Consider the following 14,746-nt stretch of genomic DNA (forward strand, 5'->3'; position numbering starts at 1 on the left):
TCTTTTTGAGCATCTGACTTTGCCCTACTGACCTGCTTTGATATAAAGAGGGCTCAGCTTTAATATGAGTATGTCACTTTGAGTAATTTTGCCCCGTTAGTTTGGTTAAGGCGATTAACACTTTTCTCCCTTTTCAGCCTTGTGCTGGCTGGCTGTCAGATAGAATCGAACCCTAAAAGTGAACTGGAAAAAGTTCGCGAAAGAGGTACGTTGAGAGTCGGAACTCTAAATAACCAACTCTCTTATTACATTGGTCCTGATGGTCCAACCGGGTTGGATTTCGAACTGGCGAAGCGATTTGCTGACGAATTGGGCGTAAAACTTGAAATGAAACCTGCCTATCGTTTAGCTGAATTGTTCCCGGCGTTAGAGCGTGGCGAAATTGACATGATTGCCGCAGGTCTGAGCCAGACCCCAGACAGATTAAAGTTGTTTAGAGCAGGTCCCGCTTACTACTACGTTTCTCAGCAAGTGGTGTATAAAAAAGGTTCCTGGCGACCACGTAATGTCGACCAGCTCGTCGACAAACAAATCCCTATTGTCGTGGTGAAAGATTCTCACTTTGAACGCACGTTAAAAGCACTGCAAAAAGAAAAACCCGGGCTCGTTTACCGAGATGAAAACGATGCCGATGTGAATGATCTCCTTCAAAAGGTCTACAAAGGCGAACTGGCACTGACGATGGCGGATTCTGTAGAGTTGTCACTTTCCCAGCGCCTCTACCCTTCTCTGGCACTTGCTTTTGAGCTGACAGAAGACCAGCCTATTTCCTGGTACATGCGTCGCAGTGACGATGAAAGCCTGTATGCCTTACTAATAGAATTCTTCGGTCTGCTGAAACAATCCGGAGACTTGGCACGTTTGGAAGAAAAATACTTCGGGCATGTAGAAAGCTTCGATTTCGTTGATACACGTGCCTTTATTCGTGCTCTGGACAGTAAACTTCCGAAATGGGAATCTCTGTTTAAAAAGCATTCCAACGAATTTGACTGGCGTTTGATCGCCGCTTTGGCTTATCAGGAATCCCATTGGAATCCTCTGGCTAAATCGCCCACCGGTGTTCGGGGTATGATGATGTTAACCCTGCCAACTGCGAAAAGTGTCGGGGTGAAAAACCGACTCGACCCGGAGCAGTCAGTACGTGGTGGTGTGGAGTACTTGCGACGTATTGTGGATCGCGTACCCGATTCCATTTCAGAACATGAGAAAATCTGGTTTGCATTAGCGTCTTATAACGTTGGTTATGGTCACATGATGGACGCGCGCCGCCTGACCAAACGTCAGGGTGGCGACCCGGATTCCTGGGCAGATGTGAAAGATCGCCTGCCTTTACTGCGCAAAAAAGAGTTCTACAGTAAAACACGATATGGTTACGCGCGTGGCGATGAAGCTAGGAACTACGTAGAAAACATCCGTCGCTACTACCAATCGATCATTGGTCATGTGGATAAACAGCGAATCGATAATGAAGAGCTCAGTATCGATGACTTACAGGTGATTGATGTGCCTATCTCTTCCGCATCAGAGTCGGTTTCTAGTTCAGTATCTACAAACGACGAAGATCGCTCTGAAAACGAAAACGTTGATTCAAACAAGGCATCTTCAGAAGAAAGTAAATCGACAGAAGATAAAAAGTAATCCTACCGCGCTCGAATCTTCTTTCGGGCGCGAATTTTTCTCTCTTAAATAGCAGTCATTCGACAACAAAATCCTACCACTTGAAAAATGTTAAATTCGCCCTTACATTGAACGGGATGGCGATTGATCTTGATTCGTCATCAACCCGTAACAATCGAAGCTTATAAACAGTGCTTCGCAGTAAACGAAATCTCACTTTTCGCCGCAGACAAGACGTAGTGAAAAGCGGTGAAATGAGTGATTGGGCGGTGCCAGAAAAATAAAACAGCACCGTTATTGTTAGCTTGGTAGAGGAGAGAAACTATGTTCTCCAAAAGAAAGTCGTCTAAACGACTGCTCCAAAAGGCTGTATCTTCTAACCGTCGTAAGCGAATGCTTGCCAATAACAAGAAAAAAGTGATTTGGCGTAGCAGAGCTTTTGCTCTTTGCTTCGACTCTTAATTCAGAAGATACGGTATTTCTAAACGGCAAACATCAATCCTGATGTTTGCCATCAGATTTCTTCTCTTTCAGCGCTTTCTTCTCTTTACGTCTTCTCTTGAAAAAACTCTGCAACTGTTCGCGACACTCTTGTTCCAGCAAACCGGATTCGATAACTGCATAGTGATATGACGCCTGACTTTCAAACAGATTTAATACGGTACCAGCTGCCCCTGCTTTTAAATCGGGCGCGCCATAAACAATGCGCTTCACACGGCTGTGGAGCAGAGCACCAGCGCACATTGGGCAAGGCTCTAGCGTCACGTACAAAGTGGTATCTAGCAAACGATAGTTTTCAATGGCTGAACCTGCTTTGCGGAGCACCTGAATTTCGGCATGAGCAGTCGCATCATGCTGACCAATCGAGCGGTTCCACCCTTCTGCAATAACTTCCCCATCTTTGACCAGAACAGCGCCGACTGGCACTTCCCCTTCCTGTTCGGCTCTGTCTGCTAACGCCATAGCATGGCGCATAAACTGTTCGTCTTGTTCGCTAAAAGGCACGTTTTTTCTCGATGTATCGGCTTCTGAGGCGGATTATATTCTAGTTTGACTAAATGGACAGTCTTTCGGCAAGAAAGTCGATCAGCAGACGGACCTTAGAAGACAGGTAACGATTATTAGGATAAAGCGCCCAGATCCCTTCTTTGGTGTCCCGAAAATCTGTAAGCAGTTCCACCAGTTTACCTGTCGCCATATGTTGATGAACGTAGTAATCCGGTAACTGCACGATTCCAATGCCATTTAGTGCGGCGTTAATCAGTACTCGCCCACTGTCACACGTCATCCTCCCTTCTACAGAGAGCTGTCGCTTGTGACCATTTTCTATAAATCGCCAGTACGGATGGTTACCAATCAGGCATTGATGCTGAGACAGCTCCAGCAGTGCGCGCGGCTCACCGTGCTTTTCTATATAGCCAGGGCTGGCGCAAACGTGCATCTGACGAGACCCCAACCGCTTCGCAATGTAAGTCGAGTCACCAAGGTGCCCAAGGCGGATAGCGAGATCGAACCCGTGTTCTAACATATCGAGCTTTTGGTTGGACAAATGAAAATCCAGCTCTACTTCAGGATAAATCGTCAAAAACTCGCTGAGTACAGGTGCCAGCATCTGCTCGCCATAGGTGACAGGTGCCGTCAGCTTTATTTTGCCTTTCAGGGTACTTTGCAACTCCGTCACGGCTTGTTCGGCAAACTCCAGCCCATCGACAAGGTGCCGACAGTGCTGATAATAAACCTTGCCTGCATCGGTCAAAGTCACTTTACGCGTGGTACGAAGCAGCAACTTGACAGACAACCGTTGTTCTAACTTTGATATCTTGCGACTCACTTGTGCGACTGAGGTTGATAATTTTTGAGCTGCTAACGTAAAACTGGACTGTTCAGCAACGGCAACAAACTCTGTTACCCCTTCCCATTGCTCCATAATCAACCTCTTATCGCAAAAACCATTATTACAAATATGTAATAGTCATTTTCATTTTAGCCTGATTATCAACTGAGATAAATTAATTAAACTAGAGCTCATAATCTGCCAACTCCTTCATTGAGTTAGAGTAATGGCGGGGGATACTAATTATTAGGGAACCAATTATGTCTGAGCAATTCATCAAATCTCGTGCCGCTGTGGCATGGGGGCCGAATCAACCACTCTCGATCGAAGAAGTGGATGTCATGTTGCCTAAAGCAGGCGAAGTCCTGGTAAAAATTGTTGCGAGTGGCGTTTGCCATACTGACGCATTTACTTTGTCTGGCGAAGATCCAGAAGGCATCTTCCCATCTATCCTGGGTCATGAAGGTGGCGGGATTGTCGAAATGGTGGGTGAAGGCGTCACCAGTGTTGAAGTTGGTGACCACGTAATCCCTCTTTACACCGCTGAGTGCGGAGAGTGTAAGTTCTGCACTTCCGGCAAAACGAACCTGTGTCAGGCAGTACGCGAAACACAAGGTAAAGGCTTAATGCCAGACGGCACTACCCGTTTCTACAAAGACGGCGAGCCTATCTACCACTACATGGGTTGCTCAACCTTCTCAGAATACACAGTATTACCAGAGATTTCATTGGCGAAAGTAAACCAGAACGCCCCTCTTGAAGAAGTGTGTTTGCTGGGCTGTGGTGTAACAACGGGAATGGGCGCGGTGCTTAATACTGCCAAAGTGCAGAAAGGCGACACCGTAGCGATATTCGGTTTAGGTGGCATTGGTCTCTCTGCGATCATCGGCGCGACGATGGCAGGTGCGAGCCGGATTATTGGTGTCGACATCAACGAAAGTAAGTTCGATCTTGCTCGTCAGCTAGGCGCGACCGATTGCATCAACCCTCAGCACTACGATAAACCTATTCAAGACGTCATCATAGAAATGACTGACGGCGGCGTAGATTTCTCGTTCGAATGTATTGGCAACGTCAACGTGATGCGCTCAGCATTAGAGTGCTGTCATAAAGGCTGGGGAGAATCTGTCATTATTGGCGTAGCGGGCGCTGGCCAGGAAATCTCAACCAGACCTTTCCAATTGGTTACCGGGCGAGTTTGGCGAGGCAGTGCCTTTGGTGGCGTTAAAGGTCGCTCTGAATTACCTGGCATTGTGGAACGCTACATGGCAGGTGAATTTGGGCTGCAAGAGTTCATCACTCACACCATGGGGCTAGATGGGATCAATGACGCATTTGATTTAATGCACAAAGGCGAAAGCATCCGCTCTGTTGTACATTTCGACAGATAACTCACAATCCGGCAGAGCGGTGCTTCCGCTCTGTCGCTTTTAAGGAAGCTCCAATTCATGGCTATCACTGAAATCAGCGCCGCGAAAGTGCATGGTGGCTGGCACAAACAATTCACCCATCAGTCCGCCTCTGTCGACTGCGAAATGCGATTCGCGATTTTCCTTCCTCCAAAAGCCGAAACAACTTCCGTTCCCGTTTTGTATTGGTTATCCGGGCTTACCTGTACCGACGAAAACTTTATGCAAAAGGCTGGTGCATTTAAAAAAGCAGCCGAGCTTGGTATTGCGATTGTTGCACCCGACACGAGCCCGCGTGGTGAGGGCGTACCGGATGACGAAGATGGCGCATACGACTTTGGGCTAGGAGCTGGTTTTTACCTGAACGCAACCCAACCCCCTTGGAACCGTCATTACAATATGTATGACTATGTGGTCAACGAACTGCCCGCAATCATTGAATCTGAATTTCCTGTTACCGCAGAAAAATCGATTTCCGGTCACAGCATGGGGGGTCATGGCGCACTCTCTATTGGAATTAAAAACTCAAAGGATTACCAAAGTGTGTCGGCATTTAGCCCTATCACCAATCCGATAAACTGTCCTTGGGGAATCAAAGCGTTTTCAAATTATCTGGGTGACAACAAAGAAAGCTGGAAGGATTACGACAGCTGCGAACTACTGTCTCAGGCAGAACAAGTGCCGCCAATTTTAATCGACCAGGGCGATGCGGATTCTTTCCTAAAAGAACAGCTAAAACCTGAAGCTTTTGAAGCTATGGCTCAGGGTCACGATAATATTGAGTTAAGAATGCAGCCCGGCTACGACCACAGCTACTTCTTTATTCAAAGCTTCATTGAAGAGCATTTGGCATTTCACGCCAGATACCTTAAATAGCAAGTGTCTTAAATAGCACTTACCTAAAATTAGAAAACCCAGCTTAATCGCTGGGTTTTCTTTTATCCGGACAGTTTCTAACAGAGCTTAGAAACCCAGTGGAATACTAAAGCTAAAGAAGCCAATTAGCACGGCTGTCCAGATAGTCAGGAACGCGATGGAGTATGGCACCATCATTGCGATCACATCACCAAAGGTCAGCTCAGGCTTGTACTTACGCATGAATGCCAAGATGACACCCGCATAACTCATCATTGGTGTAATGATGTTGGTCGACGAATCGGCAACACGGTACGCTGCGGTGACCAAATCTGGAGTCATGTTCGGATTAACCTGATACAGCATAGGAACAAAAATAGGACCAAGCAGCATCCACTTAGACGTTAGACCTCCCACGAACAGGTTGATCAATGCGGTTGTGATGATAAATCCGATGATCAGCAATACTGGGAACTTCTGCAAACCAAGAGACTGCAAGAAAGTAGCACCTAAGTAGGTCACATAAGTACCAAGACCGGAATAGCTTAATAGCGCCAGGAAGTTGTAACAGAAGAACGTCAGAACAAGGATGTAACCCATGGTGTTCATCTGAGTGACCATGGCTTTAACCACGTCTTGTAGATTCTTGAATTTACCCGTTGCGTAACCAAAGCACAGACCAGACACTGCAAACACCAGTGAAATCAGCAGAATCACGTTATCCAGATAAGGGGTAACTTCTTTGCCTGCTTCATTTGTATAGGTGCCAAGTGGTCCTGTTGACATCAGGTAAATCGCAACAAGAGAAGCTATCAAACCCAGCCCTGCCCAGCGAAGGCCTTTGCTTTCTTTGGCATTCAACTCGAACTCATCGAAGTTGATTTCTTCAGGCAACTGGTAAGACATTTTTTCAAGACGAGGACTTACAAATTTAGCAGTAACCCATGCACCAACAGCAGCCAGAACAAACGTGGATACCAGAATGAAGAAATAGTGCATGGTTGCGGGGTTAAGTGCTTCACCGTTACCACCGACGAAAGGAACGCCCTGAGATTCAGCAAAGATCTTAGCGTTAACACCCAGAACAACGTCAGCGGGTGTTGCAGGAAGTAAGTTGGCACTGAAACCAGCAGAAACCCCGGCAAAAGCGGCTGCCATACCAATCAATGGGTTCTTACCCAGACCGGCATAGAGAAGACCAGCCAGTGGAATAAGTACCAGATAACCCGCATCTGCGGCGATAGAACTCATGATCCCCAGGAAGACGATCAAAGCCGGTAGAAGTTTATCAGGGATCTTTAGACCGACTTTTTTGATCACCGCTGTCAGCAAACCGGAGTTCTCAGCAATACCGATTCCCAGCATTACAATCAAAATAACGCCTAAAACTCCATGACCAAATGCCAGCCAGTTTTTTAGCAACGCGTTATCAAACATCCAGCGAATATGCTCGGCTTGCAGCATATTTTTAATCTCATGCTGAACGGCTTCACCACCCCGACCAAGGGTCTCAAATGAAACACCATCAGCTAGCCCTGTTACCACCAAAGAAAATACAAACAAAAACATGAAGATGATAACGGGGTCAGGAATCTTTTTACCCGCTTTTTCTATAAACCCAATCACACCTTTCGGCTTGGGTTCAGGAGCTACCGCTTCGCTCATTTTTCTACTCTCTCCAAATGTGTTCTACATCACAAAAAAAATAAGCAATGACATTAGCAAAGTCGCCTAACCCTGTAAAGATTGAATATAGAACCTTGAGAAACACATTTAGAAACCCAGAATAAACATAGAATTAATAACCATATATTAGATTCTTACTTGGTTATAAATTTCAAACAATTGGATTTTCGCTAGTTTTATTAACCTTTAATTAAATAGTTTTCAACATTGGAAATATTCAACATTTCTGAATTTAAAGTCATTTAATTCTACATAAAACAAAGCCCTGCAATCGCAGGGCTAATATTCTGAGTAAAGGTGCTTTTTACATAGTGTAAGTATATGGAGCCTGAATCCCTAGCGGGATGCCAAGTGCCCAGTACGCCAGCAAGAAGATGGTCCAGCCAATCAACATGGCGATGGAGAATGGCATCATTAACGACGCTAACGTGCCAATACCGGTAGACTTCACGTAGCGTTGGCAATACACCACTACCAGAGGGAAGAATACCATCAGTGGTGAAATGATATTGGAAACAGAATCGCCTACACGGTACGCCGCTTGCGACAGTTCTGGCGAAATGCCTACCGCCATCAACATGGGAACCAGAATAGGACCAATCAATGCCCACTTAGCAGACGCGGAACCGACAAGCAGGTTCACGAAAGCAGTGAGTAGAATCATGCCAACCACCGTTGCCTGACCTGGTAACTCCATAGCTTTCAAACCTTCAGCGCCATACAGAGCCAGCATTGTACCAATGTTTGACTGACCAAATGCCGACAGGAACTGCGCACAGAAGAAGGACATCACAATGTAGGCACCCATGGTTGCCATGGTATCGGACATCGCTTTGATAACGTCGTTGCTGTTTTTAAATGTGCCTGAAACGCGCCCGTAGACAATGCCCGGAATGATAAACAGAATGAAGATAAGTGGCACAATGGATTTCATCACTGGCGCAGAAAACGCCGTCAGCTCACCTTCAGGGGAACGAAGCGCAGAGTTTTCTGGAATAAGGGCAGCGACCAGCAGTGCGATACCCGCAACCATTGCCCAACCCGCGTAACGGAATGCTTTAGATTCTATTTCTGTAAATGAACCTAAATCCGGTGCTTCTTCTGCATCTTCATCAACTGGTGTGTTAGTTAGGCGTGGCTCGATGATTTTCTCGGTCACGTACCAGCCGATCGCAACAATCACTATTGAGGACAATCCAGTAAAGAAGATATTCGCCAGTGGGTTAATCACATAACTTTCGTCCAGTACCTGAGCTGCCGTTTGTGTAAATCCCGCAAGCAGGGGATCAATACCGGAAGGGATGAAGTTCGCGGAAAAGCCGCCGGATACACCAGCAAACGCAGCAGCGATACCCGCAAGAGGGTGACGACCAGCTGCGTGGAAGATGATGCCACCAAGAGGAATAACCAGAACGTAGCCTGCATCTGCAGCGGTATGAGATACGATCGCAACCAGAATGAGCATTGGTGTCAGCAATTTAGCAGGAGTGAAGTTCAGCATCTTCTTCAGACCAGTGGTAATAAAACCAGAAGAGTCTGCAACGCCTACCCCCAACATTGCCACCAGAACAATTCCAAGTGGCGCAAAACTGGTGAATGTTGTCACCATATTTGCGAGGAAACTTGCCAGAGCTTCACCCGCTAGCAAGTTATTAATTTGCAGTGCTTCACCAGTGCGTGGGTTCATCAGATCAAAGGAAACGTTAGAAAGTAGAGCGGATGAAACCCAAACGATGACTAGTGCCCAAAAAAACAAAATTGCCGGATCCGGTATCTTGTTTCCAGCGCGTTCAATAAAGTTTAAAAATCGGTCCATGCCCGACGGTTGGGACGATGGTGCCTGTTTAACAGCTTGGTTACTCATAGGTAACTCCATAGTATTTGGATGTTGTTTACGGGCGTGTAGTTTTCTAATTTTTGCCCACCTCGCAAATAACTATTCTATTTCAACCCCAAATTAAAAGCACAATAAACCAACCATTTTTATAATCTCAGACAATTATTTCTAAAAAATTTACAAATAACCAACAATCGAACTGCAATCACGTAACTAGCACAAAATAAAAGCGCTACAGGAAAGTTAATTTCCCCATAGCGCTTCAATATGAATACTTTAATTATTAGCCTGGTGAATTTTACGTCAATGACATTCCGGCGAAAGTTATCCGGATAACTGGTGATAAAGGATAGAGTCTGTTGGCCTAATCAAACTCATTGTATTTTGACAGCATGGTTTGCAAAGTCACTTTCTGAGTGGTGTTTAAGCGATCCTGCCATGCACTATCAATCGTTATAACTTTAACCGCAGATGACACTGTGCCCGTTGCCTGAGAAACCGACCAGGTTAAAGTGTATCCTCCACTTCTGGCTTCGCTGCCAGACGCAATCAAGCTAAATTGAATCGTGCCGTTTGCGCCGCTAACCGAACGTTTCCTGAAATGCTCCAGTTTCGATTCTGCCAAGTATAACGCTTCAAGGCTCCGTGCTGCATGTTCCGATTTATGTTCCATAAACGTCTGTAGCTTCACCATACCCAGCATACCTACACCAAAAAGCAAAAACGCAATCATCACTTCAATCAGGCTGAAACCCATCTGCTTTTTAGAAGTCATTCCATGATCCTTTTAGCCATTGAGGAGGAGAATTTTTACTGCGAGCGTAGTCAATAATGTCTTTGTTAAAATTCAAACTTATAGCCTGATCAAAAAGTGCGTAGTGACTGAGCTTCTTAGTAGGATCGCTAGGGTCAGTAAACTCTTTTGAATCAATATATTGCCCACCAGAGAAAGTAAATGCTCCTCTTTGGAAGTAAGTAGCACGTGCTCTTATTTCTGCCGAAAACTCAGACGTACCAACAGGGTTGATATATGTATCACCACCGGGTAATGCTTCCCAGTGTGTAAGGTTAGGTGTATATGTAGGGTTGATATGGAAGAGTAAACCTTTGAATTCACCTGTTGCCGTACTAGACATCAATGAAAGAGGTCCATTACTCACCACTAAAGTGACACCATTCGCCGTACGATTTGTCGCGGTTATCAGTGAATCGTACTGTGCATCGTTAATTTCACACCCTCCGTTCACCCAAATAAACTCACCGCCATTACTAATTGCATCTGCAATTTTTGCCCCGCAGTTGCTCAGTATTTTCGTACCATGGCTCAACGATCCCTCAAGAATAGTAAAGTTACCATTGTCGCGGACTTCGTCAGCCCTGCTCAAAGGCACACCAAAAAAGTTCTCAAATGGTTTTACATCTGTATCTTGGTAAAAATCTCCGGTAGAAATGTTTTCAGAACCTCCACTTGTCGTTACTGTTTTGTGCGAACTTCTGCAATCTTTTCCTTTATGATCGAATGTTGCCCAAGGTTTTTCTCCTTCTTTTACACCTTTATTTTCTATATTCCCCCTCACTCTAAAGGCATCTTTGTAACGAACTGCTACACACTCCCAACCATCCTTTTTGAGCATACCGGGATCAGGAGTGTCGAAGGCAGTGGCACCAAAAAGATAAATACTGGCGCTTGATTGCAACACTCCTGAACCCAGTGAACCACCGTAACGAATCTCTTTTTCCAATATCGTCGTGCCAACTTTGGCAACCGCCATTCTTCCTGCCGAAGAAGTATTGAGATCAAGCGTTAAACCGGCTTGACTCGAACATCCAGTAACACTGCCTGCGGAAATTTTATCGACATGCGCTCGGGTATAGATGCACTCCAATCCCCCTTCCGCTAACCAGTGCTCCTGCCTGTTTTTCACTTCATTCTGGGCACGCTTAATTTGAAAAAACACTTGCTTGTATGAACCGAGAATCAAGATAAGCGCGGCAACCAACACAAAGCTGGTGACAGTTAGGGTAATGTATCCTTGATTGCGCCGCATCATTTCCAGTTCCTTTGTTTAAATGAGGTGGAGAGCGTCACTGTGTCGGTGGAGTTTTTCAAAGATCCTGTCATTTTTATGGATATGAAAGCGGAACTTACGGTCGATCCCAGAGGCGTGTTTCCGACCTCAAAAGCGGTCACCTTAACCTGTTTCTCATCAAGCATTTTAAAATAGGGGCTACATGACGCTTGTGTACTGATTGCTGCCGACTGTTTCGAACAAATCTTGACGTTGTTATCATCGTGTTTAAAGAACACGTGCTCATATTTGTTTTCTTTATTGAGATAGACGTAACCAATCGAACTAGAAGTCGTGAGGAACACACTTGAAGCCCCAGAAACCATTGCGGCTTTGTCGTTGCTTCCGTTATAGCCTGCTCTGAGTGCGTCTTCTTTTATGTATTTCAACGTGTCAGACATGCTCTGAAGCACCAATAAATCTAACGAACGTTGTGTCGCTGATTTTTGGGCAGAAAGATAAATAGAGCCAACCGACGCAATTGCCAACAGGCTGAGAGCGGAAGCGATCATCAGCTCGATTAAAGACGCACCTCGCTGACGAGAAGCGCTAGCAGTCTGTAAAGCCATGGCTATTCCCCGTACTACCGCACACTTTGACTCGACCATTGGTGAAGTGAGTAATCACAGCTCCACTGTCGGACATGTTTTCCTGATAGCTGAATTTAAACGTTCCGGCTTCGATGCGACCATTCACCCCCTCTATTTTGAAAGGTGGACCATGATTGCTTGAAACATAAATATTCTTGAAAGGTTTTCCGACGATAGACTGAACCAAAGCGCCAGAAATAGAGGACGATTCTCGCAAATCGATAATCCAGTCACCGCTTTTAGACGCACTAGAAACAGAAGCACCAGATACCGTGAAGTGAACCCAAAGGTCACGATTTCTCATTACGGCTTCAGATCGAGCTTCAATCAAGAAGCCCTGTAATTCATTGGCGAGACGATTGATACGGTTGTCATCGGTCACAGATTTATAACTAGGCGCGAATGCACCAAGCAAAATGGTCATCACAGCCAGCGTTATTAAGAGCTCTATTAAAGTAAAGCCGCGAGCCATTTCCCAAATTCCTCTGAAACTTCGTATATGCACTTAAATTGACTTGCAGCGATGCTAGCACCGCCTAAGAATAGCGGGGCAAAATTGAAGGAAGTTATGGAAATGATTCGAATAAAAAGATGTAAACAGAGCAAAAAGAAGGGCAAAGGAATGACATTGCTCGAACTTTTGATCGCCGTTTCTATCGTTGCGATATTCGCAGCCATCGCATATCCATCTTTCAACAACTATGTTTATCAAGGACATAGAAATCAGGCCATGGCGGATCTGGTCAAAATTCAGCTCAGTCTTGAGCAGCTATACAACAACGGTTACTCCTGGTCCTCCATCATGTCAGGGTCAACCTGCACCATATGCGATACTTCTGATGACAGATACACCTTCGCTGTGACATCTGCGGGAGGGTATACAATCACCGCGACACCTAAAATCGCAAAAGGGCAGAATAATGATCAGTGCGGAACACTGACATTAAAAGCAGACGGCACTTCTCTTCCCAATACCTGCTGGTAAACCTATACCAACCGTAGTAAGCAATTAGCATTATTCAAAAAAATACCCGCGCTCGGCGGGTATTTAATCAATCAATTTTATTGAGCAAAATTTACTTCGCTACCATCACCATCGCTGGGCGAATCACACGACCGTTCAACTCGTAACCTTTCTGCATCACTAGCATAACGGTGTTTGATTCATGATCCGGGCTTTCTTGAATCGACATTGCCTGGTGGTATTCAGGGTTAAACACTTCGCCTTCAGGGTTGATTTCTTTCAAGCCAAACTTGGCAACCACATCAACAAATGTTTTATGGGTTAGCTCAACACCTTCAAGAAGAGGTTTCACCGCTTCGTTTTCAGCATCTGCCGCCTGAATCGCACGCTCTAAGTTATCAATAACAGGGAGAAGTTCCTCAGAGAACTTGTTCAGAGCATATTTACGCGCTTTGTCGATTTCCTGCTCGGTACGACGACGCATGTTTTCTACGTCCGCTTTTGCACGAAGAACAGACTCTTGCTGCTCTTTCACTTTCGCTTCACTGGTCAGCAGTGCCGCTTCTAGCTGTGCGATTTTCGCTTCCGTTTCGTCTTGCTCTGACTCTTCGTTCCAATCGATATCGGCATCTGAGCCAACTGCTTCCACTTCTTCTGCAGTTTCTTGTTGCTCTAGCTCTTCTTCTTTAACCTTGTTTTCTTCGTTGCTCATGATATCTCCAGAATTCAGAATTCAACTACTTATGCGATGATATGCTCACAATTTTGAGACAAAAATACTCGCATAGTTCTTCAACTTGCCTTTATTATGGGGATGAAGATTTGCGTTTCAAGCACAATAACCTCAGACAACGGATTTTCTCTATGCCAAAGCCTTTTGAAGTCATCGCAATTATAGGCAAACCCCGTGACAGCAAAGCCGTTCAAACACACAAAGAGTTGTATCATTGGCTCACAAAAGAAGGCTACTCAGTCCTTATTGATGACCGACTTCAGGAAATCCTAAACGACATCGACCACTCTCATTTCACCAGCTTAGTAAACATTGGTAAAAAAGCCGATCTGGCCATTGTTGTGGGTGGTGATGGAAACATGCTCGGTGCCGCTCGCGTCCTGTCGAGATTCGATATTTCTGTGATTGGTGTAAACCGCGGCAACCTAGGGTTTTTAACAGACCTGGATCCGGAAGAATTTGAGAAGGCACTTTCCAAAGTACTGAAAGGCGAGTTTATGGAAGAAAATCGCTTCCTGCTTGAAGCCGAGGTACACCGCCATGGGCAGGTCAAAAGCCACAATGCTGCATTAAACGAAGCGGTGCTTCACCCAGGTCAGGTGGCGCATATGATCGAGTTCGAAGTCTATATTGATGACCGATTTGCCTTTTCTCAGCGATCCGATGGCTTGATCGTATCGACGCCAACTGGCTCTACCGCTTATTCACTATCAGGCGGTGGCCCTATTTTATCACCAAGTTTGAATGCCATTTCTCTGGTTCCCATGTTTCCACACACCTTGTCCAGCCGCCCATTGGTGGTGGATGGAAACCGCAGAATTAAGCTATTAATTTCACCAGACAACCGAGGCACTCAGGAAATCAGCTGCGATGGTCAGATATCATTACCCGTGTCACCCGGCGATGAAATCCATATTTACCAAAGCCCGAATGTGCTTAAGCTGATTCACCCAGAAGATTACAGCTACTACCATGTTCTACGTAATAAGCTGGGCTGGGCGAGCAAGCTTTTTTAGTACGAGTTTGTTTGCGTTACTCGAGAAAACATAGAGTTACAGCCATGCGGTTGAGAACGCTCACAAAAATTCGGATTCGTAAAAAAATATACCTGTACAACTTTACTGTATAAAGAAACAGTATATACTCTTATAC

At 45.5% G+C, this 14,746-nt stretch carries 14 protein-coding genes; 5 read left to right on the forward strand and 9 right to left on the reverse strand.

The genetic code is table 11. The annotated features are described in order from the left end of the window. Positions 1-78: 78 nt before the first annotated feature. A complete protein-coding gene (gene mltF, locus QMG91_RS13485; protein ID WP_022611217.1) occupies positions 79-1,638 on the forward strand; it encodes a membrane-bound lytic murein transglycosylase MltF in 1,560 nt (519 codons plus the stop codon). A 474-nt stretch (positions 1,639-2,112) separates the two neighbouring features. On the opposite strand, the gene tadA is transcribed toward mltF, so the two are convergent. Continuing rightward, complete coding sequence (tadA, locus tag QMG91_RS13490; protein ID WP_022549914.1) at positions 2,113-2,622, reverse strand: tRNA adenosine(34) deaminase TadA; 510 nt, start codon at positions 2,620-2,622, stop codon at positions 2,113-2,115. 49 nt (positions 2,623-2,671) lie between these two features. Beyond that, complete coding sequence (locus tag QMG91_RS13495; RefSeq protein ID WP_281827062.1) at positions 2,672-3,544, reverse strand: LysR substrate-binding domain-containing protein; 873 nt, start codon at positions 3,542-3,544, stop codon at positions 2,672-2,674. A 167-nt stretch (positions 3,545-3,711) separates the two neighbouring features. On the opposite strand from QMG91_RS13495, the gene QMG91_RS13500 reads away from it, so the two are divergent. Both QMG91_RS13500 and fghA read left to right on the forward strand, forming a co-directional pair. Next, positions 3,712-4,842, forward strand: a complete 1,131-nt coding sequence (locus QMG91_RS13500) for an S-(hydroxymethyl)glutathione dehydrogenase/class III alcohol dehydrogenase (RefSeq protein WP_022591652.1) — start codon at positions 3,712-3,714, stop codon at positions 4,840-4,842. 57 nt (positions 4,843-4,899) lie between these two features. Beyond that, positions 4,900-5,736, forward strand: a complete 837-nt coding sequence (fghA, locus tag QMG91_RS13505; protein ID WP_281827065.1) for an S-formylglutathione hydrolase — start codon at positions 4,900-4,902, stop codon at positions 5,734-5,736. Between the two features lie 87 nt (positions 5,737-5,823). Here fghA and QMG91_RS13510 read toward each other — a convergent pair whose 3' ends face one another. The 6 genes from QMG91_RS13510 to QMG91_RS13535 all read right to left on the reverse strand — a co-directional run bounded on the left by QMG91_RS13510 (position 5,824) and on the right by QMG91_RS13535 (position 12,369). Continuing rightward, positions 5,824-7,380 carry an AbgT family transporter gene (locus QMG91_RS13510; protein WP_281827067.1) on the reverse strand — a complete coding sequence of 519 codons (1,557 nt, stop codon included), beginning with the start codon at positions 7,378-7,380 and terminating at the stop codon, positions 5,824-5,826. A 325-nt stretch (positions 7,381-7,705) separates the two neighbouring features. Further along, positions 7,706-9,265, reverse strand: coding sequence for an AbgT family transporter (locus tag QMG91_RS13515; protein ID WP_281827070.1), 1,560 nt, complete (start codon positions 9,263-9,265; stop codon positions 7,706-7,708). Between the two features lie 337 nt (positions 9,266-9,602). Continuing rightward, positions 9,603-10,013, reverse strand: a complete 411-nt coding sequence (locus QMG91_RS13520; RefSeq protein ID WP_281827072.1) for a type IV pilus modification PilV family protein — start codon at positions 10,011-10,013, stop codon at positions 9,603-9,605. Beyond that, entirely contained in the window at positions 10,003-11,289 is a 1,287-nt protein-coding gene (locus tag QMG91_RS13525) for a hypothetical protein (RefSeq protein WP_281827074.1), read from the reverse strand. The genes QMG91_RS13520 and QMG91_RS13525 overlap by 11 nt, the downstream gene beginning before the upstream one ends. After that, positions 11,286-11,876: a pilus assembly protein PilW gene (locus tag QMG91_RS13530; protein WP_223096173.1), complete on the reverse strand. Its 591-nt coding sequence runs from the start codon at positions 11,874-11,876 to the stop codon at positions 11,286-11,288. Before QMG91_RS13530 ends, QMG91_RS13525 begins: the two co-directional genes overlap by 4 nt. Next, on the reverse strand, positions 11,857-12,369 hold the full coding sequence (locus tag QMG91_RS13535) for a pilus assembly FimT family protein (RefSeq protein ID WP_281827077.1): 513 nt from the start codon (positions 12,367-12,369) through the stop codon (positions 11,857-11,859). Before QMG91_RS13535 ends, QMG91_RS13530 begins: the two co-directional genes overlap by 20 nt. A gap of 102 nt (positions 12,370-12,471) precedes the next feature. On the opposite strand from QMG91_RS13535, the gene QMG91_RS13540 reads away from it, so the two are divergent. Continuing rightward, positions 12,472-12,882 carry a type IV pilin protein gene (locus QMG91_RS13540; RefSeq protein ID WP_022591658.1) on the forward strand — a complete coding sequence of 137 codons (411 nt, stop codon included), beginning with the start codon at positions 12,472-12,474 and terminating at the stop codon, positions 12,880-12,882. A gap of 91 nt (positions 12,883-12,973) precedes the next feature. Here the strand turns inward: QMG91_RS13540 and grpE are convergent, their stop codons facing one another. Beyond that, positions 12,974-13,573, reverse strand: coding sequence for a nucleotide exchange factor GrpE (grpE, locus tag QMG91_RS13545; RefSeq protein ID WP_004408505.1), 600 nt, complete (start codon positions 13,571-13,573; stop codon positions 12,974-12,976). 152 nt (positions 13,574-13,725) lie between these two features. Between grpE and nadK the strand changes: the two genes are divergently transcribed. After that, entirely contained in the window at positions 13,726-14,610 is an 885-nt protein-coding gene (gene nadK / locus QMG91_RS13550) for an NAD(+) kinase (protein WP_004408506.1), read from the forward strand. Positions 14,611-14,746: the final 136 nt, after the last annotated feature.

It is taken from the genome of Vibrio nigripulchritudo, assembly GCF_027924785.1.
GTDB lineage: Bacteria > Pseudomonadota > Gammaproteobacteria > Enterobacterales > Vibrionaceae > Vibrio > Vibrio nigripulchritudo.